26 protein-coding genes are annotated in these 25,915 nt (G+C 53.6%); 13 read left to right on the top strand and 13 right to left on the bottom strand.

Annotated features, from left to right (window positions below):
- The first annotated feature begins 9 nt into the window (after positions 1–9).
- Together ACAW75_RS10965 and ACAW75_RS10960 are read left to right on the top strand one after the other, a co-directional pair.
- The gene (locus ACAW75_RS10965) at positions 10–1,137 is read left to right on the top strand and encodes a caspase family protein (protein WP_370728760.1); all 1,128 of its coding nucleotides are present in this window, start codon (positions 10–12) and stop codon (positions 1,135–1,137) included.
- A gap of 1 nt (position 1,138) precedes the next feature.
- Complete coding sequence (locus ACAW75_RS10960; protein WP_370728759.1) at positions 1,139–2,770, top strand: caspase family protein; 1,632 nt, start codon at positions 1,139–1,141, stop codon at positions 2,768–2,770.
- Here the strand turns inward: ACAW75_RS10960 and ACAW75_RS10955 are convergent, their stop codons facing one another.
- Genes ACAW75_RS10955 through ACAW75_RS10945 form a run of 3 tightly spaced genes read right to left on the bottom strand, consistent with a single transcriptional unit; the run spans position 2,771 to position 5,090 of the window.
- Positions 2,771–3,604: a C1 family peptidase gene (locus ACAW75_RS10955; protein ID WP_370728758.1), complete on the bottom strand. Its 834-nt coding sequence runs from the start codon at positions 3,602–3,604 to the stop codon at positions 2,771–2,773.
- Between the two features lie 2 nt (positions 3,605–3,606).
- Positions 3,607–4,410, bottom strand: coding sequence for an anti-sigma factor (locus ACAW75_RS10950; protein ID WP_370728757.1), 804 nt, complete (start codon positions 4,408–4,410; stop codon positions 3,607–3,609).
- A complete protein-coding gene (locus tag ACAW75_RS10945; RefSeq protein WP_370728756.1) occupies positions 4,410–5,090 on the bottom strand; it encodes an RNA polymerase sigma factor in 681 nt (226 codons plus the stop codon). Before ACAW75_RS10945 ends, ACAW75_RS10950 begins: the two co-directional genes overlap by 1 nt.
- A 234-nt stretch (positions 5,091–5,324) precedes the next feature.
- Here ACAW75_RS10945 and ACAW75_RS10940 point away from each other — a divergent pair, with 234 nt between their 5' ends.
- The 10 genes from ACAW75_RS10940 (at position 5,325) to ACAW75_RS10895 (ending at position 17,434) form a co-directional block, all read left to right on the top strand.
- Positions 5,325–6,290: a hypothetical protein gene (locus ACAW75_RS10940; protein ID WP_370728755.1), complete on the top strand. Its 966-nt coding sequence runs from the start codon at positions 5,325–5,327 to the stop codon at positions 6,288–6,290.
- Between the two features lie 34 nt (positions 6,291–6,324).
- Positions 6,325–7,287, top strand: coding sequence for a hypothetical protein (locus tag ACAW75_RS10935; protein WP_370728754.1), 963 nt, complete (start codon positions 6,325–6,327; stop codon positions 7,285–7,287).
- A gap of 44 nt (positions 7,288–7,331) precedes the next feature.
- Positions 7,332–7,775, top strand: a complete 444-nt coding sequence (locus ACAW75_RS10930) for a hypothetical protein (protein ID WP_370728753.1) — start codon at positions 7,332–7,334, stop codon at positions 7,773–7,775.
- A 1-nt stretch (position 7,776) separates the two neighbouring features.
- A complete protein-coding gene (locus ACAW75_RS10925) occupies positions 7,777–8,262 on the top strand; it encodes a CsgE family curli-type amyloid fiber assembly protein (RefSeq protein WP_370728752.1) in 486 nt (161 codons plus the stop codon).
- 137 nt (positions 8,263–8,399) lie between these two features.
- Positions 8,400–8,834: a curli production assembly/transport component CsgF gene (locus tag ACAW75_RS10920; protein ID WP_370728751.1), complete on the top strand. Its 435-nt coding sequence runs from the start codon at positions 8,400–8,402 to the stop codon at positions 8,832–8,834.
- Between the two features lie 39 nt (positions 8,835–8,873).
- On the top strand, positions 8,874–10,298 hold the full coding sequence (locus ACAW75_RS10915) for a CsgG/HfaB family protein (RefSeq protein WP_370728750.1): 1,425 nt from the start codon (positions 8,874–8,876) through the stop codon (positions 10,296–10,298).
- Positions 10,295–11,812 (top strand): carboxypeptidase regulatory-like domain-containing protein, encoded by a 1,518-nt coding sequence (locus ACAW75_RS10910; RefSeq protein ID WP_370728749.1) that lies wholly within the window; start codon positions 10,295–10,297, stop codon positions 11,810–11,812. Before ACAW75_RS10915 ends, ACAW75_RS10910 begins: the two co-directional genes overlap by 4 nt.
- Positions 11,813–12,021: 209 nt before the next feature.
- On the top strand, positions 12,022–15,108 hold the full coding sequence (locus ACAW75_RS10905) for an amidohydrolase family protein (protein WP_370728748.1): 3,087 nt from the start codon (positions 12,022–12,024) through the stop codon (positions 15,106–15,108).
- A 130-nt stretch (positions 15,109–15,238) separates the two neighbouring features.
- The gene (locus ACAW75_RS10900; protein ID WP_370728747.1) at positions 15,239–16,552 is read left to right on the top strand and encodes an amidohydrolase family protein; all 1,314 of its coding nucleotides are present in this window, start codon (positions 15,239–15,241) and stop codon (positions 16,550–16,552) included.
- A gap of 69 nt (positions 16,553–16,621) precedes the next feature.
- Positions 16,622–17,434, top strand: coding sequence for a mechanosensitive ion channel family protein (locus tag ACAW75_RS10895; RefSeq protein ID WP_370728746.1), 813 nt, complete (start codon positions 16,622–16,624; stop codon positions 17,432–17,434).
- Positions 17,435–17,437: 3 nt separating this feature from the next.
- Here ACAW75_RS10895 and ispF read toward each other — a convergent pair whose 3' ends face one another.
- From ispF to ACAW75_RS10875, 4 genes are all read right to left on the bottom strand, one after another.
- A complete protein-coding gene (ispF, locus tag ACAW75_RS10890; RefSeq protein WP_370728745.1) occupies positions 17,438–17,917 on the bottom strand; it encodes a 2-C-methyl-D-erythritol 2,4-cyclodiphosphate synthase in 480 nt (159 codons plus the stop codon).
- Positions 17,914–18,255: a HEPN domain-containing protein gene (locus ACAW75_RS10885; protein WP_370728961.1), complete on the bottom strand. Its 342-nt coding sequence runs from the start codon at positions 18,253–18,255 to the stop codon at positions 17,914–17,916. Before ACAW75_RS10885 ends, ispF begins: the two co-directional genes overlap by 4 nt.
- Before the next feature lie 43 nt (positions 18,256–18,298).
- Complete coding sequence (locus ACAW75_RS10880) at positions 18,299–18,649, bottom strand: nucleotidyltransferase family protein (RefSeq protein WP_370728744.1); 351 nt, start codon at positions 18,647–18,649, stop codon at positions 18,299–18,301.
- A 98-nt stretch (positions 18,650–18,747) separates the two neighbouring features.
- Positions 18,748–19,992: a M16 family metallopeptidase gene (locus ACAW75_RS10875; protein WP_370728743.1), complete on the bottom strand. Its 1,245-nt coding sequence runs from the start codon at positions 19,990–19,992 to the stop codon at positions 18,748–18,750.
- A gap of 169 nt (positions 19,993–20,161) precedes the next feature.
- Here ACAW75_RS10875 and ACAW75_RS10870 point away from each other — a divergent pair, with 169 nt between their 5' ends.
- Positions 20,162–21,268, top strand: a complete 1,107-nt coding sequence (locus ACAW75_RS10870; protein ID WP_370728742.1) for a tetratricopeptide repeat protein — start codon at positions 20,162–20,164, stop codon at positions 21,266–21,268.
- A 7-nt stretch (positions 21,269–21,275) separates the two neighbouring features.
- On the opposite strand, the gene ACAW75_RS10865 is transcribed toward ACAW75_RS10870, so the two are convergent.
- The 6 genes from ACAW75_RS10865 to ACAW75_RS10840 all read right to left on the bottom strand — a co-directional run bounded on the left by ACAW75_RS10865 (position 21,276) and on the right by ACAW75_RS10840 (position 25,911).
- Entirely contained in the window at positions 21,276–22,064 is a 789-nt protein-coding gene (locus ACAW75_RS10865) for a hypothetical protein (protein WP_370728741.1), read from the bottom strand.
- Positions 22,065–22,206: 142 nt separating this feature from the next.
- Complete coding sequence (locus ACAW75_RS10860; protein WP_370728740.1) at positions 22,207–22,800, bottom strand: bifunctional nuclease domain-containing protein; 594 nt, start codon at positions 22,798–22,800, stop codon at positions 22,207–22,209.
- A 145-nt stretch (positions 22,801–22,945) separates the two neighbouring features.
- A complete protein-coding gene (locus ACAW75_RS10855) occupies positions 22,946–24,154 on the bottom strand; it encodes a DUF3570 domain-containing protein (RefSeq protein ID WP_370728738.1) in 1,209 nt (402 codons plus the stop codon).
- A 26-nt stretch (positions 24,155–24,180) separates the two neighbouring features.
- Complete coding sequence (locus ACAW75_RS10850; protein ID WP_370728737.1) at positions 24,181–24,417, bottom strand: DUF4266 domain-containing protein; 237 nt, start codon at positions 24,415–24,417, stop codon at positions 24,181–24,183.
- A 119-nt stretch (positions 24,418–24,536) separates the two neighbouring features.
- Positions 24,537–25,493, bottom strand: coding sequence for an FAD:protein FMN transferase (locus tag ACAW75_RS10845; protein WP_370728736.1), 957 nt, complete (start codon positions 25,491–25,493; stop codon positions 24,537–24,539).
- Complete coding sequence (locus ACAW75_RS10840) at positions 25,468–25,911, bottom strand: thioredoxin family protein (protein ID WP_370728735.1); 444 nt, start codon at positions 25,909–25,911, stop codon at positions 25,468–25,470. Before ACAW75_RS10840 ends, ACAW75_RS10845 begins: the two co-directional genes overlap by 26 nt.
- Positions 25,912–25,915: the final 4 nt, after the last annotated feature.

Raw genomic sequence — 25,915 nt, 5'->3', positions numbered from 1 at the left:
GGTACGTTTATGAAAAATAAGGTAGTGCTTCTGGTATTTTACCTGCTGGTGGTTGTGCCGCTGGCAGCCCAGCCGCCAACGGTCAGTTCGGCCCGTAGTGACTGGGTGTCACTCAAAAAGGAGCCGCTTACAGCACCAATCATCAATTGGCAGGTTCCACTGGCAAAGCAGGTGATCGAGCACGGGCTTACCGTTTCGGTGAAAGTGCGGGTACAGTCGGTCGATGCCATGACCCGGCTACTGTTCATTCGCAATGGCATTGAGTTGAATCGGGAAACGCGCGGATTCAAGCGGGAGGGGGGAATCGACTATTCGGAGACAATTCCATTGGTGGCGGGGGCCAATGAAATTTATGTGAAGGTCACCAACGCTATCGGGAGCAGTACGTCTGAGCCAAGGATCATTATCTGCCAGCCCGATTCAGCTCAGCTGGCCGTGACCCCGCCCGGGCCGTCGGTACAGAAACGGCTGGCGCTGGTTATTGCCAACGGCAGTTATACCAGGTATCCGCTCAGAAACCCAACCAATGACGGTAAAGCCGTGAAGCAACAGTTGGCGGCATTGGGCTTTGCTGTTATCTACAAAGAAAACCTGCCGTTGCGCGAGCTGAAGCGTACGTTCGATGCATTCATGACGGAGTTGGGTGCTCATACCGTAGGCCTCTTTTATTATGCCGGTCATGGACTTATGGTCGGAGGCGAAAATTATGTTCAACCGGTAGATGCTGACCCCAAAGCCGAGCCTGATGTGGAGTTTGAGTGTTATCCGTTACGCCAGATCGTAGCCCGGATGACCTACGCCAATGCCAGAGGGACCAACATTGTCTTTTGGGATGCGTGCCGAAATAATCCGTACCGATCCTGGCGGCGGGGGAGTGGTGAACCGGTATTTGCCCCGGTTCAGCCGGCTGTGGGTACCATGATCGTCTTTGCGACTGAACCAGGTAAGCAATCGTATGATGGAGATGGCGAAAACGGCCTGTTTACCAGCGAGCTGTTAAAGCACATGAACCAGCCGAACATTGATATTTTCGAGTTAGTCGACCGTATTGATCGGGGACTTGAAGACCGGGGTTTTAAACAGCCCCCTTACCTGGAGGGGCGGCTGAGAGGGAAGTTCATGTTCAACGTGAACTGACATGCCTAGGCCGCCCGCTTCCCTGAACATAATGACCTGCATTGGCTTCGCCTTTTGGTTTGGTTTACTGACGCATACCGGCAGGGCACAGACCATCCACGCTGTTCTGGTAGCTGATACCGAAGATCCGCTGCTGTACACGGCCTGCAAGCGGGACATTGAAACCATGCATCGGCAGTTTGTTCAGATAGCTGCTGCTATTCAGTATAAACTAAGCGAGCAAGTTATTGAGGGGGCCAACTTTAGCGCTAAAGGACTCTATGAGGCAATCGGAAACCTGGCACCCGCCTCAACCGATATTATCTTTCTGTACTATACGGGGCATGGGTATAACGCCAGGCGGCGGGCGGGCCGCTTTCCGGTCATGCTGCTTAACAAAAACGCTGCGATTAGCCAGCAAAATCCTGCTCTGGTAGCGGTTCATCAGCTACTGAAAGCTAAGAAAGCCCGGTTATGTATCACCCTGGGCGACTGCTGTAACCAATTGGTCGGGAATATGCGGGGCATGATCCATAAAACGCTTATGCCCAGGGGGCTGACGGTAGCCAACGATTCGCTGAATGAAGCGTACCGGACACTTTTTCTGAACGTGAAAGGGGATGTGCTTATCGCCAGCAGCCAGCCGCCGCAGCAAGCCTATGCCCATCCCGATTCTGGAAGCTTTTACACGCGCTCGTTCGACGAAGCGCTGGAGCTGGCCAGTCAGTATAACCATCAGGCGAATTGGGAAATGCTGCTGCGGGATACACAGACCAGATTGACCCGGCATCAGGCTACGCGGACGAGACAATCTATTTACGAAGTGCACATGGCTGATAGGATGCCAACGCAGCCTGCCATCAGCTTCGATCTGATCAACCGTGACCTGAACGAGCTAAACGATAAGACACGCCCAGCGGGGCAACGGCTGGCGGTTTTGAACCGGCTGACCAGTTACTTTACGAAGCAGGCGCGTATAGCCACCTACGTTAACTCGACGTTGATCGGTGAACAATCCATCGAAACGTTCTTACAGCGGCTCTATTCGACAGCCGATCGGATTCAACAACTTAACCTCATCGAGCGCCTGTCGGAGGTAACTACCTACGGTAAACAGTATAAGCGGGCGGCAATTCAGGAAGTACGACCGGACACGGTCGCCGGGTACGTTGCGGATGCCCAAAAAGGGCCGTCGATGTTGCCAAAGGCAGCCTTGAGCCTGACAATTCGGACCGATAAGGGTCGAGCAGGGGTTGTATATCTGGAAGGGAGTCGGCTTATCGTGGAAGCGAAGGTGAACCGGCCCTGCCATGTGCGTCTAGTCTATGTATTGGCCGATGGCACAAAAACCCTGCTCGAAAACGACGTCGAGATTAAGCCCGGCCAGGAGAATCAATACGTCCGCTTGGTTCCCGGCGTATCGTTCATCTGTGCTGCTCCCTTTGGCATGGAATACCTGCTGGCCTATGCCGCCGACGCGCCCTTTTGTCCGTTGGCAGTGACGCCCAATGCAACGTTTTATGCCCGTTCTGAAAACGGATACACGATACTGGTAGGCTCCATTTCGGAAATGATGAAGGCCATTACCTGCGCAGAGGACGGGACTAACGCGATTGAAGACCAGATCCAGATTGCCACCCAGGCGGCCCACTGATTACTTCACTACGTAGCCATAGCGCGTAAAACGGACCATATCCTGGTAGCCGATCCAGCAGAAACCACCATCGGCCCAGGCCTTTCCGAAGCTATTCACTACCCGAAAAGCGCCCCCAAGCCGGTTATCGTCGTATCCGATTAGGCAAAGGGCGTGGCCCGGCAGTTGTTTATCCTGTGGATTGTCGGCGGGGGTTGGTTTCCAGCTCCGGCCAGCCCTATAGAACGAAGGCGGAATTACCATTCCCACTACCACTGGGGCGCCTTCAGCTAGTGCTTTCTTTAAGTTAATGACTTTTTTAAGCTCGCTATCCTGCACGTTGAATAACCGCGCATAGCCGCGAATACGGTAGCGGGCGGCCAGCGCATCAACGGCCTTGGTCTGCTGCCCACAGGCTGGGTACGGAAACCGATTGAATGGCACACTGCCAATATCTTTGAGAACAGTAAACACTTTGGATAGATAGACGCCTTCTGAACAGGCATAATCTCCATCGGCCTTGGCCTTTTCGTACAGGTAACTGGGTGAAAAGGCCAGCTTGCCGATGTCCCTTCTGGTTTTCACCCGCCTGGCTTTAGCTTCCAGTATGGTGCGTAGGTAGTAGCCGCAGGCGAAGCCCACACAGGTCCCATACGCTCCCTGCGCCTGCACGGGCGGACATAATGACTCGAATGAAACCCGACCTGGCAGCGGCTCTTTGCTCAGAATATCTTGATAAGACACCTGTGCGTATGCCTCATCGTTGAACAGTAGGCCAGGGGCAGGCGCGGGTTGAGCCAGCACCGAAGCCACCAGCAGCCAAAGCAGAAGACTAGTGAGCCCTACGGTCTTCATGGTTAATGGGTGGTTGAGGAAGGCGGTAACTGGCTGAGTAGCAAACGCGCTTCCTGCTGGTAAGGGTGTCCATTGAGCCTGGCTATTGTCTCTAAAAGTGGCTGGGCCTGGGTACGTTGGTTCGCCTTCAGATAGGCCAACGCCAGGTACCATTGCGCACTGGCAGACCAATGCCCCGACCTACTGGTCGACTGAGCTCTGAGCGCGGTGATAACGGGTTGAAGGGTAGCGCGCGGTAAGCCCTGGATGGCTGTCTGTAATCGTGTTGAGTCCAGTGCCGACCGGCTATTTTCCGGTGAGGCAGCCAACCGATCGGGGTCGGCTGGAAGGGGAGGGACAGGCTTGAGCGTGACAGAAAAAAAAGCGTTGAACACCCGTTCATTCTGAGCCAGCTCCGCTTTTTTCTCGCGCTGACTGGTATAAACAAGCCAGCCTACACCAGCCGCCAGGATAACCGATGCGGCCATAACCCACCCTGCCCAGCCATACCGAACCGTTGCGCGACGGGCAGGCCATGGAACAACATTCGGTTCCGGTCCAGCCGGTTGACTGCCTGGTAGCTGGTCGGCCTGGTGGGTATGGCCGGGTAGTAGCCCACGCCGGTCAAGGTCAGCGTGCATTTGTTTGAAGCGGTCTTTTTGAACCAGCAATGAGATGCCGTCTTTAAGCTCGCGCTGGAGAGCCACTTCCTGTTGTAAGGCCGGGTCCTGGGCTAAACGGGCAGCAAAGCGTGCCGTCTCGTCGGTCGTTAACCGTCCCGACAGGTAGGCGCCAATCTGTTCCAGAAGTTCGTCGGAGAGCTCCATCAATCGTTTAGTTTATACTGTAGGTAAAGGGTCTTCATGCGCTGGGCGCATCGGAACCGCTTCACTTTAGCGGAGTTTTCCTGCAGGCCAATTCTGGCTCCGCACTCAGCCAGCGTTTTTTCTTCTACGTAGAAGCAGTGCAACATGGCCTGGCAATCGTGGCCTACCTCGGCAAAGGCCCGGCTAACTGCCTTCCAGTCTACGTCGTTGCTGTCCCAAAGTGACTCGTTATCTGCCAAAGGCTGGGTACGTTCACTGCTTCGCCAGGTGTCGGGCTGTAAATCAGGCGTAAAGGTGGCTGGCGGCGCGTCAGCCTCGTCAGCCAGCGTATCAGCCTCGTCGCCCACTATAAAGTCGATCTTCTGTATGTGGTTCTTTCGCAGGAAACTCACCCACTGATTGCGGCAGACAGTGAACACATAGGCCGCAATGGGCTTCCCCTGAAAAACGTATTTACCATTCTTCAGCTTAAGCGCGAATTCGGCCATGCCATCCTGCAACATGTCGAGGGCATCGTCGAACGAGATGGAACTGCGCTGCCGGGCATACGGAATAAAACTCCGAAAGACACTGATGTACAGGCATTCCCAGGCCTGCTCATAGTTGGCCAGGAGCGCCTCGTAAAATGCGATGCTGTTCTGTTCAATGTTGAGGCAAGGGTTATCGGTGGTGGCGGTCATCCTGTCTGGTTTTACAGTACTGGTAGGGCATAGGTAATAATTTGATCGCCCAAATGCAATGCTTCAGGTACGTTGCCCCTGGTACAGACTTGACGTGGGCCCGTTTATGAATCGCTGGTTCGGGAAAAGGTTATCGTTCCTGGTCTTTTCTCAGCGTTGATAACCTGAACCAAGCAAGTGCGATATACGGAAGAGAGACACGCATAATCAGTTCATCTTTACCACGTATCGATCATGAAAAAGCTTATTTCAGCATTGGTGGCAGCCGCCACTATCTGCAGCGCTCATGCGCAATCCAACACGCTGTCGCTTGGGCAGTCAGGTGATGGCAACAGCAGTCAGGTTACTCAGGGTGGGCGGGGAAACGCGGGATCAGTAACGGTGTCAGGCACTAACAATACGGTTTCTCTAAGTCAGGCGGGCGACAATACAGCGGCGGTAGTGGTCACTGGTAATCGGAACGTAGGCACGCTTGTCGCGTCGGGGACAGAAGCATCGCTGACACAGATTGGGGATGACAACCGGGCCTCTACAAACAGTTTTGGCTCATCGAACAACCAGTATACTCTGTATCAGAGTGGAAACAGGAATACGGCGCAGGTAGAGTCAAGATGGGGAGGGAATAACCAGGTGTCGGTTTCGCAGACAGGCTACAACAACCTGAGTACCGTCAGAGCGTCGGGCTATGATGGACAGTCGACGCCTTACAACAGCCATGACAACCAGGTGACCATCAGCCAGATGGGTACCGATAATGTCAGCCAGGCCAACATTCAGTACAGTTCATTCAACCAGGTGACCATCAGCCAGACGGGTAATGACAACTCTGCCAGAACGAACCATATGGGGGGCATCAATTTTGGCCAGGGTATGTATAACCAGGTAACGATCAGGCAGACTGGAGAGGCAAATCAGGCCGTGGCCGAACAGCCCGGAAACGCAAACCAAGTTACCCTGAGTCAACTTGGCAGCAGCAATGAGGCCCGTCTCCTGCAGGGTGGGAACGCAACTACAGCCACCGTTCTACAACAGGGCAACGCTAACGTGCTGACCGGGCTGGCCTCGTTGGGGACCAGCGCCAGGCAAGCCGGAGGTGATGGCAATACGTTGATGGTCAGTCAAATGGGCGATGGCAACGTGATACGGTTTGGGCAGACAGGCAGTCACAACACAGCTACCATTATGCAGACGGCTAATTAAACGCTTTTTACAAAACACTTTTTTTCTGATACTCATGAACAAGTCCATCTTCACTGCCCTGCTGGTCGTCATCGTCTCGGTGGCCCAGGCCCAGACAAATACCGTATCCCTAAACCAGACGGGGATTGGCAACCAGGTAGTGACCACCCAAAAAGGGATTGGCAATACGAATACCATCTCGCTATCGGGTACCGATAACAACGCATCTGCTAACCAAACTGGCAGCACCCTTCGGGGGACAATTTGGGTTTCCGGCAACAGAAACACCGCCACTATACAGGCAGACCATTACCTGAACGAGGCTACCGTGCAACAGGTTGGGGACGATAATACAGGATTTGCCTTCACCACGTTGCGAAGCGATCACAACCAGGTTGCGCTTCGACAAAATGGGAATAGTAACCGGGGTAACGCTTACGCAACAGACCACAGTGATGATAATCAGGTTGGTATCTGGCAACTTGGAAATGGTAATACAGGCGAGGCGTTTACTGCCTACCGCAGTGCCCATAACCGAATTAACCTGTTTCAGAACGGGGATGGCAATACGGCTAGTGTCAATGCATATGGCAGCGACAGAAACCAGGTCGGCCTGACCCAGGCTGGCGACGGCAACACTGGCTCGGCGGCGGCGCTGAGTACCGATAGAAGCACGGTTTCATTGTATCAGGCTGGCGATGGAAACAGAGGCGCTATTTCGGCCAACGATGGGAGCGATAATCGGGGCAACCTGACGCAAACCGGAGCCCGGAATAGTGCGGTTTTTTCGCAGGCTGGCATTGGTAATGAAGCCACCATACAGCAGACGGGTAACAGCAATACGCTCACCAACCTGACAGTGGACCCCGATGTGCGGGTACGTATTCGCTACCTGGGTGCGGTGCAACAGGGAATAGGCAACACATTTACGTTGAGCCAGCAGGGCGATGGCAATACGCTGCGATTTGGGCAAAATGGCAGCCATAACACGGCTACTGTTACGCAGACTGCTTATTAGGCTTCGCCTGTTGCGGCGGAGTGGTCATTTAAACCAGATTTTCTATGAAACGCCTGTTTTTCCTGCTGCTAATTGCCCACCCTATAGTGGCTTTGGCTCAGTCGGACGCGTATGTCCGGCAACCAGGTGCTGGCCAGGCCCTGTCGGGGTTATTGGCTGGTGAGGTAATTCGTGTACAGATGGGCCAACTCAGTCAACCACAAGATCGGGTAACTGGCCAGGGTACTACAGTAAGCCTGCTGCAACAGGGTACAGCCAATGTGTTGGAGCTTACGTTGACCGGAGAAAACAGCCGCTATACGTTTGCCCAGCAAGGCAATCATAATGTGGCCCGGTGGCAGTCACGGTATAGCAACACCCAACTGGACGTATGGCAACATGGCGATAATAACCAGCTCATTCAAACCGGCAATGGCCGGGCTGTGGGTGTGCCTCTGCGGATAGAACAAACAGGCGGTATGCAGCTACAGATACAAAACGGGTACTGATATGAAAACCATATGTGGGCTGGTCCTGGCCCTGTTGCCAGTGCTGGCTATTGCCCAGGACCCCGCGTCGGATGAGGAGTTCGATCTACGCGGAAAGTTGCTCGAAGATTTACGGAACGATACGGGTAGCAGCCTGATTCTGGATAACACCCGTACTAAAGTCGGCAAGGATTTCTACGACTTGTTCTATACATACTGGACAGACCGGACCATGCCGACCGATACCAACCGGCAGTGCACCGATACACTGGTGACGATCGGCCTGGTGATTCTGGTGGAAGAAATTCCGTCGCCGGGCACGGCCAACCAAATCGTGATCAGCATCGACGATCAGCCCGTTTGGGAGCAGTTTGTGCAGGCCCGTTACGAGTTGCTGGAAGAAGACGCACTTTATGCACTGGAAGTGGTTCGCGACTATCTGGCTTCCAGGCAGGAAACGCAGCAGCGACTGAACACCAGAGACCAGCAAGGCACCGGCGTATATTGAAGGCGACACTACGTTCCTGCTGATGGGCTATTCTCGCCAGGCAGCCAATGCCCGTCAGCAGGCGTGTAGTGTTTTCCTGTTAACCTTTTTGCCATCCTGCGATATACAGACAGCACAACTTATCAAGCTATCTGTCTATGAAAACGCCAGTCATCCTCATCGCCCTGCTGCTCGCTGCCGGTCTGCATCCGCTTTGTGCACAGGCTCTTGTTTACCGCCCCAACAATCCGGCTTTTGGCGGTAACACCTTCAATTACCAGTGGCTGCTCAGCTCGGCACAGGCCCAGGATACCCATAAAGATCCCGCGGCCAAAAACACGTCAGCGACCAGCCTGAACGGGCTGAACAGCAGCTCATCGCTACAGAGTTTCTCTGATAACCTACAGCGGCAACTGCTGAGTCGGCTGTCGCAGAACATCCTCAGCAAACAGTTTGGCGAAGACGGCCTGAAAGAAGGTACGTTCTCCTTCGGGGATATGCAGGTAGTGATCAGCAATGCGGCCGAAGGGGTCATCATCCGTATCAACGATGGTAAAGGGGGCGAAAGCTCCATCACAGTGCCTTATCTCTGATTTCACCCCGCGTACATCATTCCTTACTCCATTTTCGCCATGAACACGTTATTTACAGGAAACCGATCTATAGTATTGGTTGTCAGCGGCCTGGCCTGGCTGCTGACTGGGTGCAATGCCTACTTTTACCAGCCTACACGTACCCGGTCGGCCCGGCTGGGCGAGGGGACCGCTGCAACCGCCGAGCTCCATAAACTACCAACGCCACAGGAGAAGTTAGTAGCGGCCGTTTACAAGTTTCGGGATCAGACCGGCCAGTATAAACAGAGCGAAACGGGGTCGGGGTTTTCAACGGCCGTATCGCAGGGGACTACCAATATTCTGTTGAAAGCGCTGGAAGAAAGCGGCTGGTTTGTGCCTATCGAACGCGAAAATATGGGTAATCTGCTCAACGAACGCAAGATTATCCGGTCTAGCCTGGCCCAGTACAAGGAGAATGACAACCTGCCTCCGCTGATGTTTGCGGGGCTTATCCTGGAAGGAGGAATTGTTTCCTACGATGCCAACACAATGACGGGGGGCGCCGGCCTACGGTTCTTCGGTACGGGTGGCTCCAGCCAGTACCGGCAGGATCGGGTAACGGTCTATCTCCGGGCCGTAGCCACCAAATCAGGGAAGATTCTCAAAACAGTATATACGTCGAAAACCATACTCTCGCAGGCCGTCGACGCAGGTACGTTCAGGTACGTCAGTTTCAAGCGCCTGCTCGAAGTAGAAACGGGCTTCGCCACCAACGAGCCGGCTCAGCTGGCCGTGACGGAAGCCATTGAAAAAGCCGTACAGGCCCTGGTACTGGAAGGAATCCGCGATAACCTCTGGACGGTTGATGCCAAATCCGCTGACCAGGCCCGAACCATGCTGCTGGCCTATGACGAGGAAAAACTGGCGATGAGCCAGACCGATGAGCATGGAGCGCGCAACACCGTTGACCCATCGCGGCTTACGATTCACCCCTATGCGTCGGCTTGGCGCTACGCCGGTGATTTCGCCACAACGGGCCTTCGGCTGGGGTATGGGGTGGCGGCCGATGCGTACCTGTCGCACTCGGTTGGTGTGCAGCTCACTATGGGGGTGGGCACCCTGGCCAGTGATCAGCGCTTTAGTTGCCCGGTCAGCACGATAGAGGCAAACCTGATTTACCGCTCATTGCCGTTTCGCAGGATCACGCCACTGATCTACGCCGGCGTTGGAATGATCGCCTGTCGCGTTGGGGGTTCGCCGGTAGCTGTACGCGGCAGGCAGTATGGGCTGCTCAACGGTGGCATCGGGATCGAATACGCCATGAATCGACTGATGGGTGTGCGAACCACGCTGGCGTATCAGCAGCCGATGACCGATGCACTCGACGGTCTTCAGTCGGGTAGCCACAACGACTACTACCTGCGTGGTTCGGTTGGCCTGTCGTTCTACCTCGCTCGCTCGGCCCGGAATCGTTCAATGACAGCTAACAATAGAAAGCCATGAAACGTATACAGCTAATCGGCTTACTTATCGGCCTCCTGCCCACGGTTTGGGGCTGTACGGAAGAGGTACTGGTGGAACCTCTTCAATATGGATCGGTTACCGGCCAGATAATCAATAAAAAGGACGGGAAGCCCATCAACAGGGCGGCCATTCGGTTGAACCCCTCCGGCCGCACCGTTCAGTCCGATACGCTGGGCCGTTTCCGGTTCGATACCATCCTGGCCGGTAAATACACGCTACAGGCCTCTAAAGAAGCATTCCGCGATGAACTGACATCCGTTGAGGTAGCTGGAAATTACGGGACAGCCACCATACTGTATCTGGTGAGCGAAAATCCGCTGCCAACAGAACCTACGCTCCTGTCGCCGACCAACAGTATGAGTGCCGTGTCGACGACGACCGTGCTGAAATGGAAAGCAACTGACCCAAACAGAGACCCGCTGACTTATGAGGTCGTCATCACACGGGAGGGAAGTACGGTGCCGATGCAGACACTGACGAGCCTGGCTGCCGACTCGCTGGTGCTGAAGAATCTGTCGTACGGAACCACGTATTACTGGCAGGTGACTGTTTCAGATGGAGTGAACTCGGTAACAGGAAAGATGTGGAGTTTCCGAACGGCGCCGTTTCCCGATGCCCCCTATACCTTTGCGCGGCGCGTAGACGGTCGCTACCAGATTTTTGTTTCTACAGATGGAGTCAATGTCATTCAACTCACGCAGACGGGTAGTAACTGGCGGCCCGTTGCCAGTCCGAACACCAGCCTGAACAAGAAACAGATTGCGTTTATCTCCAACGTGGAAACGGACCTGCATCTCTTCGTGATGAATGCCGACGGGAGCAATCTACGCCGGGTAACAACGGTACCCATTGCCGGTCTGGTACCATCGGACCTCGCCTTCTGCTGGTCGCCCGACGGCACGCAACTGCTTTATCCGGGTAACAATAAACTATATGTTGTGAATGCCGATGGGTCGGGAAATGGGCAGCGGGTAGTGGCGCAGGCCCCCGTTGGCCGCACCTTTGCCGGCTGTGACTGGACACCGCAGGGTGACCGGATCATTGCCCGTACTTACGGCGCCACTATCTACGACACGCGTTTTGTGACAATGTCGCCGCAGGGGCAGGGTAAAGACACGCTGACGATCTATACCAGAACGGGCGGCCGGGTGGGGAACCCCGTCTTTTCAATCACCGGCCAGGAGGTGCTGTTTTCGTATGATCGCATCGCCTACCAGAATGAGCAGGGGCGTCAATTGAATGCACAGCTAGCCTTGCTAACGGTGGCGGCCAAGTCGGCCCCCCGCGATTTTATGGCCGAGGGCACTACTAAACCAGCGGGCACGAATGATTTGGAACCCCGTTTCTCGCCAAACGGATCGAAAATCATCTTCACCAACCTGAGTAACGTTGGAACCGGGGAGGCCACCATAACGATCCTCGATTTCGATGGAAAAACCGCGCAGACAAGAACCGCACTGATCAAAGGGGCCGAAATGGCATACTGGCGCTGAGCGTCGAAAAGCCCATTTAGAGTAAAGGCGAAAATAAGTAGTTCAAAAAAGTACAGTCTATTGGCTGTACTTTTTTTGCTGTAAAACGGAGTTTATTTGGCTTTTTGCCTGAAATCACCCCTTTTGTAAGGTGTGATGCCGAATGGCGGGTTATTCTTTCGTTGGCACAGCTATTTTTGATGCTTAAACTAAATTGAACACTCATCTACATGCGTAAACATCTCCTGTTGCTCTTGTTGGCAGTCGGGTTGGCACAGTCGGGGCTGGCACAAACCATAATTCCCCAGAATGGTGTCCATGACGAACGGCCAAACCTCTACGCGTTTACCAACGCAACCATCGTGGTTGACCCACAAACTACGCTGCAAAATGCCACGCTTATTGTCCGTAATGGCCGTATCGAAGCCATTGGCACATCCGTAACGGTACCGGCTGGAGCCGTTGTCGCCAATCTGGCCGGACGGCGGATCTACCCGGGCCTGATTGATATTGATTCTGACTACGGTATGCCCGAAATCGTTCGGGGGGCACCGGGTCAGGGCCGGGGTTTCGGCGGCACACCTCAGCTTGAATCCAACAAAAAAGGAGCCTATTACTGGAATCAGGCCATTCAGCCCGAAAACGATGCCAGTCAGCTCTTTAAAGTGACCACGGCCAAGGCCGATGAACTGCGTAAGCTAGGCTTTGGGGCGGTGTTGACGCACAACCACGATGGTATTGCCCGGGGTAGCGGCGCGCTGGTAACCGTGGCCGACGATCGCGAAAATCAGGTGTTGCTGCGCAGTGGACTGAGCCAGCATTTCTCGTTCAGTAAAGGAACCTCGGGCCAGTCGAACCCGAACTCGATCATGGGTACAGTAGCTTTGATCCGGCAGGCGCTATACGATGCCGATTGGTTCAAACGCTCGAATCAGAAGGCGCAAATGAACCTGTCACTCAGCGCATTTAACAGGCTGGCGGGCGTTCCTGCCTTCTTTGAAGCGGGCGATAAACTAGGCGTTCTACGGGCCGATAACATCGGTGATGAGTTCAGGATGCAGTTCATCATCCGGGGTGGTGGTGATGAATACCAACGGATCGACGAGATTAAGGCAACGGGCGCGACGCTTATTGTGCCGGTAACGTACCCACAAGCCTATGATGTTGAAGATGCCTGGGATGCCGACAACGTATCGCTGGCCGAAATGAAACACTGGGAAATGGCACCTGCCAATGCCGCCATGCTGGCTGCTGCCAACATTCCGTTTGTGCTGACCAGCTCGGGCCTGCGGAACCGTACCGAGTTCATGGCCAATGTGCGTAAAGCCATCGAAAACGGACTTTCTGAGCAAAAAGCGCTGGAAGCACTGACGGTCGGGCCGGCCAGACTCATTAAAGCCGATGACCTGCTGGGTACGTTGGCAGTGGGTAAAGTAGCCAATTTCGTGATCACGTCGGGCAATATCTTTTCGCCAACGAATGTCATCTACGAAAACTGGATCCAGGGTAAACAGTACGTGGTGACCAACCCGAACGTAGCTGATATCCGGGGTACGTATGACCTGAAGATTGGCAATGCCGGATCGTCGGACCGCCCCACTCTGAAACTGCTGGTGACGGGCGATAACCCGGAGAAACCAACGTATCAGGTGACGGTTAGCGACACCACAAAACTGACACCGACGGTAACGATTGATAACAACCTGATCTCGATGCGGGTGGCCCTGAACCGTCGCCAACCCAACGCCATCACCCGCCTGACGGGTTACCGCGACGGCACGGGTTTCAAAGGCGATGGTGAACAACCCAACGGCCAGCGGGTGACCTGGTCAGCCACGATGAGCAAACCGTTCAGCGCGTCTGTGGCCAAAGCCGATACGGCCAGAAAACCACAGCTTGGCGGTATGTTGTATCCGTTTGTGGGTATGGGTAACGCCAAAAAACCACAGGCACAGACCCTGCTGATTCGTAACGCAACCGTTTGGACGAACGAAGCCGATGGTATTCAGCCAACTATGGACGTGCTGGTGACCGATGGCAAGATTGCGCAGATTGGTAAAAACCTGCCTGCCCCCGCCAGTGGAAGCGTTGTTGACGGAACCGGAAAGCACCTGACCAACGGGATCATCGATGAGCACTCGCACATTGCCCTGGTGTCGATCAACGAGGGGTCACAGTCGAGCACAGCCGAGGTACGTATGTCAGATGCCATTAACCCGGATGATATCAATATCTACCGGCAACTGGCGGGTGGCGTCACGTCGTCGCAGTTGTTGCATGGTTCGGCCAACGCCATTGGTGGTCAGTCGGCCATTGTGAAATTGAAATGGGGCGAGCCGGCCGGGAACATGCTGATCAAAGGGGCCGACGGGTTCATCAAGTTCGCCCTGGGTGAGAACGTGAAGCAGTCGAGCGCCCCGGCGGCCGCTCAGGTACGCTTCCCGCAAACGCGGATGGGTGTTGAGCAGGTATACATGGACCACTTCATGCGTGCCAAGGAATACGCCAAAGCCTGGGCCGACTACAATGCGCAGGCCGCCGCACCCGCCAAAGGAAAGAAAGCTACCACGAGTACCGCGCTGGAAATGCCCCGCCGGGATATTGAACTTGACGCACTAGCTGAGATCCTGGCCAAAAAACGGTTCATTACCTGTCACTCCTACGTACAGTCGGAGATTAATATGCTGCTGAAAGTGGCCGATTCACTGGGCTTCAAAGTCAACACGTTTACGCACATCCTGGAAGGTTATAAAGTGGCCGATAAGATGGCCAAGCACGGCGTGGGTGGTTCATCATTCGCTGACTGGTGGGCTTACAAAATGGAGGTGAAAGACGCCATTCCATACAATGCGGCCCTGATGAGTCGTGAGGGGGTAACGGTATCGATCAACTCGGATGATGCTGAAATGGCCCGCCGCCTGAACCAGGAAGCAGCCAAGACCGTGCTGTATGGTGGCATGACGGAAGAGCAAGCCTGGAAAATGGTAACCCTGAACCCCGCCAAACTGCTCCATCTGGATAGCCGTATGGGCAGTATCAAGGTCGGTAAAGATGCCGATCTGGTGCTGTGGAACAACAACCCGCTGTCGATCTACGCCCGGCCTGAATTCACGATGATCGAAGGCGCGATCTATTACAGCCGGGAAAGCGACGACAAGAACCGTGAAACGATGGAGGCCGAACGCGCCCGCCTGATCCAGAAGATGTTGCAGGCTAAAACCGGTGGGCAGTCTACAGTACGGCCAACCATGCGCCGTCAGCGGATGTGGCATTGCGAAGATGTTGAAGGGGTATTCGCCGAAGGAGAAGAAAAATAGTCAGTACGCTTTGCTGGCAGTATGTGGTCATTGATTGTCATTCGTTGAAAACTATCAACGACTACTTGATGACAATTAATGACCACATACTGACAGCAAAGCGTACTGACAACCAATGACATTATACAACATGAAACACATTCTCATTACCCTATTATCGCTGGCCTCGCTTACGAGCTTTGGCCAGAACCCTGCGCCGGGTAAAGCGCAGGAGCGCCCCATCGCCCTGATGGGAGCCACCATACACACAGGCACCGGTCAGGTGATTCAGAATGGGCTGATCACCTTCGACAAGGGTGTGATTACCAATGTGGCCGATGCCAGCACCGTTCGGCTGAACACCAGCGAAATGCAGGTGATCGACGTTACAGGGAAACACATTTACCCCGGCCTGATCTCACCGGCATCGCTGGTTGGTTTGCAGGAAATCGCCTCGGTGCGCGCCACGGTCGATTCGCGCGAAATTGGCGTGTTGAATCCAAACATGCGGTCGCTCATCGCCTATGACTCGGATTCTGAAATTATTCCAACAATCAGGAATAACGGCGTTTTGCTGACGCAGGCCATGCCGATGGGCGGTACTATTTCTGGTTCGTCGTCGGTGATGTATGCCGATGGCTGGAACTGGGAGGATGCGGTGCTCCGGAAAGATGACGGGCTCTGGCTGAACTGGCCAGGCTATTATGCCCGTGAGTTTGATTTTGACACGTTCCAGGCTGCGATAAAGAAAAACGACCGCCGCGATGAGGCCATTCGGGCACTGCAGGCCACCTTTGCCGAAGCGAAAGCCTATGCTGAGGCTGGCACGAATGCGGCCAAACAAGCCTCGTCGAACCTCCGGTTTGAATCGATGAAAGGCCTCTTCAAAGGCACACAGAACCTGTATGTCCGGGCCGATTATGCCAAAGATATCATCGAAGCGGTGCGTTTTGCCAAAGCGGCAGGCGTAGCCAAAGTGGTAATTGTCGGGGCTGAAGATGCGGATAAGGTGGCTGGTTTCCTGAAAGAAAACAACGTACCTGTGATCCTGAGTGCGTTGCACCGCCTGCCCAACCGGCAGGATGAACCGACCGACCTGCCCTACCGCCTACCGGGCATTCTGCAAAAAGCAGGGGTGATGGTGAGCCTCAGCTATGCCGAAGAATGGTGGCGGACCCGCAATCTGCCTTTCCTGGCCGGAACAGCCGCTGGATTTGGGGTGACTGACCGGGAAGAAGCCCTGAAAATGGTTACGTCGAATACAGCCAAAATTCTGGGTATCGACGGGCAGGTAGGTACGTTGGAGCCCGGTAAACAAGCCACGCTCGTTGTGTCGAAAGGCGACCTGCTCGATATGCGGACCAACCTGGTTGAACACGCCTTCATTCAGGGCCGTAAAGTTGACCTCGACGACAAGCACAAACGCCTGTACAACAAATTCAAGACGAAGTACGGCCAGAAGTAGAGCCCGATTTGTTTATAGGGCCCGTACCGGCTGTCTGCCGGTACGGGCCCTACATTTTGTTACACCACCATGAAATCCCTCAATCAACTTCATACCACTTTCACCGAACACCTGTCTCAGTACGGCTGGCAGTTATTAATGGCTGGTCTGTTGGCAGCTGGCGGGTTATGGCTGATCAAACTGATTGTGCAGGCCATCAGCCGCTTGATGAATCGGCAACACGTTGAGCGCGACGTACAGCCTTTCCTGTTGGCAACGCTCCGCATCGGATTACGGATAGCGTTGGTGCTTAGTGTACTAAGCGCGTTAGGTGTTGAAACGACCTCGTTTGTGGCTGTGATTGGGGCGGCAGGTATCGCGATCGGGCTGGCCTTGCAAAATAGCCTGGCCAATTTCGCGGGTGGACTGCTTATCCTGGCGTTTAAACCGTTTCGGGTTGGTGATCTGATCGCCACGCAGGGGTTGACGGGCTACGTTGAAGCCGTTCAACTATTCAACACCGTGCTCATTACCAACGACAACCGAACGCTGACATTACCCAATAATTCGCTGACCAATTGCCCGATTATTAACTATTCGCGGCTGGGTACGTTGCGGATAGAGGCCCAATTTCTGGTCGACCGCGATCATGATATTGATCAGGTCCGGACGGCTATCCAGCAGGCACTGGATAAGGCTACCCATCTGTTGCCCGACCAGCATCATGATGTGTTGCTGAGCAAACTCACCGCCGATGCGATCCAGTTCGACGTTCGCGTCTGGATCAACGCTGCTCAGGTAGAAGAAGCGCCGTTTGTTGTGCAGGAAGCCGTAGCCCGGGAATTTGCCCGTCAAAAGATTTGCGGACCGAAACAGGAGGTATTTATCATCCAGAAGCAATAGGCCTTAGTCTTTCTGTATCAACGCCACACAAAACCCCGCGATGCCCTCTTTCCGACCGACGAAGCCCATGTGTTCGGAGGTGGTGGCTTTGATGGCAATGTCTTCGCTGGGTACGTTCATCACGCCAGCCAGGCAAGTCACCATAGCCGGAATGTATGGGTTCAATTTCGGCTCCTGCAACACCACGGTCACGTCGACGTTGCCGACTTCCCATCCCGCTTCACGAATCATGCGCATCACCTCGGCCAGCAATACTTTGCTGTCGACCCCTTTCCAGCGCGGATCTTTGTCGGAAAAGTGATACCCGATGTTCCGCATGTTGGCCGCTCCCAGCAGGGCGTCGCAGATGACGTGGCAAACAATATCGGCATCGGAGTGACCGTAGGCTCCGTGGGTGTGCGGAATCTGAATACCACCCAGCCAAAACGGATGTCCTTCTACGAGTTTATGGACGTCGTAGCCCTGTCCAACGCGAATTTTCATGTAATGGTGAGTGTCTTTATATACTGACGGACAGCGCTAACAAACTCTGTCGCTGTTTGCAGGCTGTTTTCTGCGTCATATTGAGTAAGAACGACATTGAGTTCGTTATCAGCGCCCTGACGTTTTTCCAGCAGTCGGTTCACATCACGGCTATATTTCTTATCGAATAAACCGGTTTTTACAAAGTGCAACCCGAAGAGTGATTGGGCAGCGCTGTGAGAATTTATGCCAATTTGCTTGCTGGCTAATAGGGCGCGGATCGCATCAAAAAAGGCGTAGTAGGTCCGGTTGCAAGCTGCTTCATAGCGATCTTCACGAACGAGAATCTGGCAATCAATTAAACATCTTCAGCCTTTTGAAGGCATGCGATCACATCCTCATTCATAATGTGATACCCTCACTCCGAACGGCTTGATAGAACAGACGGCTCGACGACTTGTAATCAACTACAGAAACGGGTTTAGCTGATATGTGTACTGTATACTCGATCCCTAAGTCGCTGGATATCTGACTTATTTTATCAACCTCCTGCCCGAATTGTACTGGATGCTGGTTAAGAACAACCAGATAGTCTACATCTGAATCTGGTGTGTAGTTTCCCCGCGCATAGGAACCAAACAAGACTAGTCTTTCCAGCCTTTCTCCATACAGCACGGTCAATTCCTCTTTGAATCGACGCGAAATGGCGTCGAGATCTTCTTGAGTAAGTGACTTTAGCAGTATCTTATTCATACCTGTTGAACTGATATAGACAGATGATGACATGAATTCTGTTCCGCATGAAGCGTAACGGTCACGAAGTTACCAGTTTATAGTAAGCCTGACCTCGTTCAGGCAGCTTCTTCCCGCCGGTAGTAAAGCGTTGAGCTGTTTTCGGGACGTAGAATCTGGCGGGCAGCGGTTTGAATAGCCTCGGGCGTAACGGCCTGAATTTTTTCGGCTTCCTGATTTACCAGTTCGGGATCACCCGCGTTGGCAGCAAAGGCAAGGTTCATAGCCCGGTTCAATAACTCCACTTCCGAAAAAGCCAGGGTCGACTCGGCCTGGTTTTTTACTTTCGTGAGTTCTTCGTCAGGTACGTATTGGTCGATCACTGCCTGTAAGACGCCCTGCACGGCAGCATCGGCCTCTTCGAGGGTTACCCCTTCATTCAGCGTGCCCTGAACCAGCAGCAACCCTGGGTCGATCGATGACGTGATGTACGCCCCGACGTTGCTGAACAGCGACTGCTCTTTCAACAGTTTCTGATACAACCGCGACGATTTACTACGGCCCAGCAGGTCGCTTAGCAGATCAGCTTCGGCAAAACCGGCATCGAACCGGCCCGGCATGTGGTAGGCTTTGTAGAGCGCATTCAGCGGCACATCGGCCATTGTCTCTTCAAAACGAGCCTGTGTCTGGCGAGCTTCGGCGGGCAGGCTACGGACATAGTCTTTCCCGGCCGGAATAGGCTCGAACCATTTCCGGCACAATTGCTTCACCTGCTCGGTGGTCACGTTGCCCGCCACGACCAGAATGGCGTTGTTAGGTAAATAATATTTGTAGAAAAAGGCCTTCACATCATCCAGAACGGCATTTTCTATGTGGCTAATGTCTTTGCCGATCGTGGCCCAGCGGTAGGGGTGCTGCTGATAGGCCAGCGGCCGCAGTTTCAGCCAGACGTCGCCGTAGGGTTGGTTCAGGTAGCGCTGGTTGAACTCTTCGATCACTACTTTCTGCTGCACATCGAGCACCTGCTGATCGAACGAGAGGCTGAGCATCCGGTCAGATTCGAGCCAGAACGCGGTTTCGAGATTGGCCGAGGGCAGGGTAATGTAGTAGTTCGTAATGTCGGGGCTAGTAAAGGCGTTGTTCTCGCCACCTACCCGTTGCAGGGGTTCGTCGTAACTCGGAATGTGCTTCGAGCCGCCAAACATCAGGTGTTCGAACAGGTGAGCAAAACCCGTGCGGTTGGGATCTTCATCGCGAGAACCAACGTTGTACAGAATATTGACGGCGGCCATCGGGGTGCTGGCATCCTCGTGGACAAACACCTTCAGGCCATTATCCAGAACGAATTGAGTATATTGAATCATTGAAAACGGTTCGCAAAAGCCACTATCGAGGCCACAAACAAAAGTACACCGTCAATTGCAAATAGTCATCGGAGACAGTCATCGCAGATAGTCATCGCAGATAGTCATCGGAGACAGACAATAAACCATTAATGACGAAAAACAGTCATACTAGGGATACTACCTACCTATGAAACGCATCCAACTACTCTTTCTGTTCGTACTTGTTCCTTTTCTTACCCCTGCCCAAATTCTGACTGATCCTGCTGCTCAGCAGACGGTGGCTAAAGCACTCGATCATATCTACAACTATGAGTTTGCCGAAGCGGCCCCCTACATCCGGCAGATTCAGACAAAATACCCGCAAAGCCCGATTGTGCCGGTGCTCCGTGCGCTAACGCTGCAATGGCAATACCTGCCCATCAGCGACAGCCGGACTGTCACCAATCAGTACGTTCAACAGGTTGATCTGGCCATTCAGGGTGTTGAGCGGATGATTGATCGTAATAAAAACGACCCGGAAGCGATTTTTCTGGGGCTAACGGCGCATGGCTATATGTCGATGAAACACAATTTCGATAACGAGACGATGAAAGCCGTCAGTGAATCACGGAAGGCATATGTGTACATGAAGCAGGGCTTCGAGCTGCTGGATAAGAACATTGAGTTCTACTTCTCAACCGGCCTGTACAACTTCTACGTTGAACGCTACCCAATTGATCATCCGGCGGTGAAACCGTTTATGTTCTTCTTCAAGGACGGCAATATGGCGTTGGGCTTGAAGCAAATGGAGGTATCGGCCAAACGGGCGTTATTCACCCGGCCGGAAGCCAATCTGTATCTGGCGCACATTTACGTAAAGCACGAAACTAACTTCCCGAAAGCCGTCGAAAACCTGGACTTTCTGGTCGATCACTACCCGAAAAACCCCATTTTCATGCTCAGGTACGTTGAGGCGTTACTCCTGGCGGGGCGGTATGACGAAGGGCAGGCGGCGCTCCAGAAATTGAAGAAAATGCAGCATAAACTACTTCCGGCTGCTATTTATACGTTTGATGGCATACTGGCCGAACGTGCAGCTAAGAACGATTCCGCAGCGGCAGTAGCTTATAAAGCGGCGCTGAAACAGCCTGTCAACGTTGCTTACACGACTGAGGAACATAGCCTGGCCTACGTCGGCTTGGCGCGAATTGCAGCACGAGCCAATAACCCGGCACTGGCCAAAGAGTACTACAAAAAAGCGCTTGACATTGCCGAATACAAATTCGTCATCCGCGAAGCGAAAGCGTATAAGTAAGAGGACGCTACTGCTTGGCCTCGTATTCGATCTCGTTGTAATAAAGACTGCAACTGCTCGTTTCCCAACGTGTCGCCAGACCATTGGGGAGGTAGCTGTAACGGCTGCCAAAAGGGTTCGAACAAAGGTCGATGAGCCCTGTGTAGTCCCGTTCGAGTTTCCCGCCAATCTGATTGTTGTAGGTACGTGGCTGATCGGGGTCAGGGTTTACAGTCAGTAGTGCCTTGTAATTCGGTTGCTGATCGTAACTGTACGACCATTCTGACCTTTCCTGCCCTTTCCCATTCATGTCAACCCTCACTACCATATTGCCATTTTTCCAGGTGTAGCGGCTGATGAAGGCATCGTTTGGGGAAGACAGGTATACGGTTTTTCGCTCAGTTAACTGCCCGGAGTTATCGAACTGGTAGGTGGTTTCTGTGGCGACCGTGCCGTTTTGTTCTACAGTTTTTTCCAGCTCCCCTGTAGCGTTGTAGAAAAACTGGGTACGTATGAGGGGTGTACCATTCTGGTACGTCAGTCGCTCGGCGAGGCGGTTATCCGTGTACCGATAGGCAATACTTTGGCCGTAACTGATTGAGTCGATGCGGATAAGCCGGTTCTGTGCGTCGTACGTATAGTTGGCCGTAGCCTTATACTGAACGCCCTGTCGGTAAGCCGGGTAGCTGTATGATTTAATACGGATAGGAAGGTCGCTGACCGCTTTCCCGGTAAATGCGGGTGGAACGTTGTGTAGCAGACCCGAGCAGGCTACCAGTAAATAGCAGGCTGAAAACGTGAGTAGTTGCGTGCGCATGATCATCCTTTTTATCAGGACTCGCCGAACAACAAATCAGTTGGAACATACGCTGTTTAAAACAGCCTGCTAATTGCAATAAGGGCATTGCCAATACCAGTTATTGGTGTTGGCAATGCCCTTGTTAACCTGCATTTTTATATCAATTTCGCTTAGATATCTCGTCGCGGATCTTGGCGGCCCGTTCGTACTCTTCGTTGCCCAGGGCTTCGTCGAGCATCTTTTGTAGTTCATCAACGGTCATGTCTTTCAACTGCTCGCCAAACGCACGGGGCGACCGGTTCGATGCGCGTACCAACTCTTCCTGCTCCTCCTCTTCTTCATCGGCCGAGGCGGTAATACCGGCTTCCGACAAGATTGACTCATAGGTGAAGATCGATACGCCAAAGCGGATTCCGATAGCAATAGCATCTGACGGACGAGCATCGACTACCGTTTCCTGAACACCGTCTGAGCAGACGATACGGGCGAAGAAAATGCCTTCGCGCAGATCAGAGATCACGATTTCGCGCACGGTGAAGCCGAAATTCTTGGCAAACTGCTTGAACAGATCGTGCGTCATGGGCCGGTTGGGCACAATCTTCTCGATCTCGATGGCAATGGCCTGCGCTTCGAACATGCCAATAATGATCGGTAAACGACGATTACCGTATTCTTCGCCCAGTACCAGTGCAAACGAACCCGACTGCGACTGACTCGGCGATAAGCCTAATATCTCTAACTTAATTTTTTCCACGACGCAAAATTAACTGATAGCAGGCTTGTTTGTTCGGTTGTTGGTGGGATTATCGGCCCGTTTGTTCGACAAACCAGCGACTGTGTAGCCAATAACGTACCTGTCTGTACAACAAAACAACCAAAAAAATGCCCGGATCAGTTGCCTACTTCACTTTCACCAGGAGCGTGACGATGTTGGCCGTCATGCCCGTGCTGCGTAAATAATGGCCGTAGCGCAGTTCCAGCGCATTCCAGCCGCGAATGCCCATGATGCCGCCCGGAGGGGCATACCGAACACCGGAGCCTACAAACTGCGTAGTCATGTTGCCGATGTCATAATCGCTGGTGTAATAGGTCTGGGTTGGGTTATGCTGGCCGTACGGGTGAAAGTACCGCACCGCCGTCTGGGTATGAAACCGGTAAAAGGGACTCACTGACAGGAACGGTGTGAGCTTCACGGGCACCTCAACGCTGGCCGTGTGGGCCACCATACCCCAATCATCCAGGTAGAACCGGTAAAAGGAACGGAGAATCGCCCGATCGCCTTCAAAATAGTTGGCGCGTAAACTGACCGGGAACTTCAGGCGTGTACCGGGTAATTTTTCGGTCGTTTCGGCTCCGTTGGTGAAATACACGCGGTGGAACGGCGTGCTCAACAGACCGTCCTGGTACGACGGCTCAACCGTGGCCAGCATCTGTAACCGCTTATTCACAACCTGCGACACCGACAGGGCCAGATTGAATGAGTTTCGCGGTTTACTAGCTACCTGAACCCGATCGCCCTGCGAGCCCGACCCATAATACGCTGGTCGAAGTTCAGACGGCAGAATAGCGTTGTACGTATCCAGAAAAGCGCTGGCCCGCAGGCTTACCTCACGGTTGCGGTCGGCCGAGAGTTTGGCAAACTGCGCCGTAAACCCGTGCGACCGGTAATCGTATTCGGTTGAGTACGAATAGCCAAACCCCTTGGTGATTCGGCTTTTGGGGTTAAAGACCCGCCACGAAACGGACGGATAAATATGTACGTCGCTTTTCGAGGCCGATGACACCGTCAGCGGGTCAATGTTGTCTGACGAAGCGGAGGTGTACGCGTCAATATTGAAGTCGATAGTAATGGAATGAAGGCGGCCGTAGCGATCTGTTTTCGATAAGGTCAGGTCGAAGGAATTGGCGAAATCGGTCAGTTTTTCAGTGCCGATTCCACCCGTCACGGCCGACTTGTTGCCGTCCTGATTGTAGTAACTGGAAACGAAATTGATCTCTTCGACTTTCAGCGGGCGGGCTTCATACGACGAAGCCGTTTCGGGTTTCGTCTGAGCCCAGACACTTGATAATGAAAGTAATGCGGCGACAGTGAATACGATTTTCTTCATGGGATAGCTGTGTAGCGAAGGTCAGTTTAGTTACAGCCACAGCCACCGCTGCTTTTACCACCGCTGGCCCCCGACGGCCCTTCCCGGTAGAGGTAAAAACTGCCCTCGAACTTCTCCGATTTGCGGTTCGATAACTCCATCTCCGAATCGTTGATCCGGTTTTTTTGATACTCTTTCACCGATACGCAGGAGGCTCCCGTGAGCGAAAGCGTTAACGCGACGATGCCCAGAAGTTGGCCGTTTTTAAAGACAGTTATGTTCATGATTAGGTTAATTTAGTGGGTTGATTTTTGTCATCCAGACGCAAGGAGGGATCTTGATTTTTGGCTGACTGTATGGCGGGGTACCCTCAAGATCCCCCCTTGCGTCGGGATGACAAAAATCAACTTAAGCGAATATTTTTTGACGTAAACAATCGGTCGTTATCGTCGATCAGGATGCAGCCGACCTGCGGTATCTGGTCAATCAGGTGTAGGCCTACGCTCCGGCCCATGACCATGACCGGTGTGGTCAGGGCATCGGCAAGCTCGGCGCTTGGCGCCAGAATGGTGACGCTTTTCAAGCCCGTTACCGGGTAGCCCGTTCGCGGGTCGATGGTGTGGCTGTAGCGTTTGCCGCCAATCAGCACGTATTTTTCGTAATCGCCCGACGTGGCCACGGCAAACCCGCTGATCGATAGCCTGGAAAAAGCTGTTTGGCGCGTGGTTGGGTCGGCAATGCCGATGGTCCAGGGTTCGCCGTTGGGCTGTGTTCCCCAGGCCGTCAGGTCGCCTGCTGCGTTCACAACGCCCGATGTTACGCCCAGCCGAGCCATAACGTACCTGGCGCGTTCGGCAGCGTAGCCTTTCCCAATACCCCCGAAGCCAATACGCATACCCTTTTCCCGGAGAAAAACGCTGTTATCGGCTTCGTTGAGCAGCACGTTCCGGTAGTTGATGAGCCGTACCGATTGCCGGGCCGTTTCGCGGTCGGGTAGGGCAGTCATCGTCGTGTCGAAATTCCAGAGCCGCTTGTCAATTGAGCCGTAGGTGATATCAAACGCGCCCTGTGTCAGGGCTGATAGTTTCAGTGACCGACCAATGAGCGCAAACACCTCCTGATCGACCTCCACCGGGGCAATACCCGCCTGGGCATTGATCTGGTTCGTCTGACTGTCGGGGCTAAACGTGGTGAGCAGCGCCTCGATCCGGCCAACCTCGGCAATGGCGGCGTCGATCCCAGCTTCTGCGAAAGCGACATCGCCGGTTACGGCGCTGATCTCAAAGCGGTTACCCAGTAGCCGCACCACCTTTTTGTGCAACTGGCCAGACGGGTCAGTGAGTAGCGGTGCGCCGACCATCTATCTCGTTTATAAGCGTTTGCGCGGTGAGTGTAGCCGGATAGCCTACCCAATGCGTCAACTCGTTGCCTGAGTCGTCAATCAGTACAGTGAGCGGAAATTGCCCCTCGGGATTATAGCGGTCGGCCAGACTTTCATTATGGGTAGTCTGCTGTGGACTAAGCTGGTTCTTTTTCGAGCGGGGGAAATCGGCCCGGACCAGTACCAGATGCTTGTCGGCGTAGGTCAAAAACGCTTCCGATTCAAAAACTTCTTTCTTGAGTTTGATACACGGCCCACACCAGTCAGAGCCTGAAAAATTGAGCAGAATGAATTTATGGCTGGTCTTGGCCTCTGTTTTGGCCTGATCCATATTGAGCTGCCACTGCGGCGCGTTGGCCATTCCCAGAATCAGGAGAAAAGCAAGAAGGGGCTTCATAGGT

It is taken from the genome of Fibrella arboris, from assembly GCF_041321095.1.
GTDB lineage: Bacteria > Bacteroidota > Bacteroidia > Cytophagales > Spirosomataceae > Fibrella > Fibrella arboris.
The sequence above is the reverse complement of the archived record's forward strand: the minus strand, read 5'-3'. Positions and strand labels throughout refer to the sequence as shown.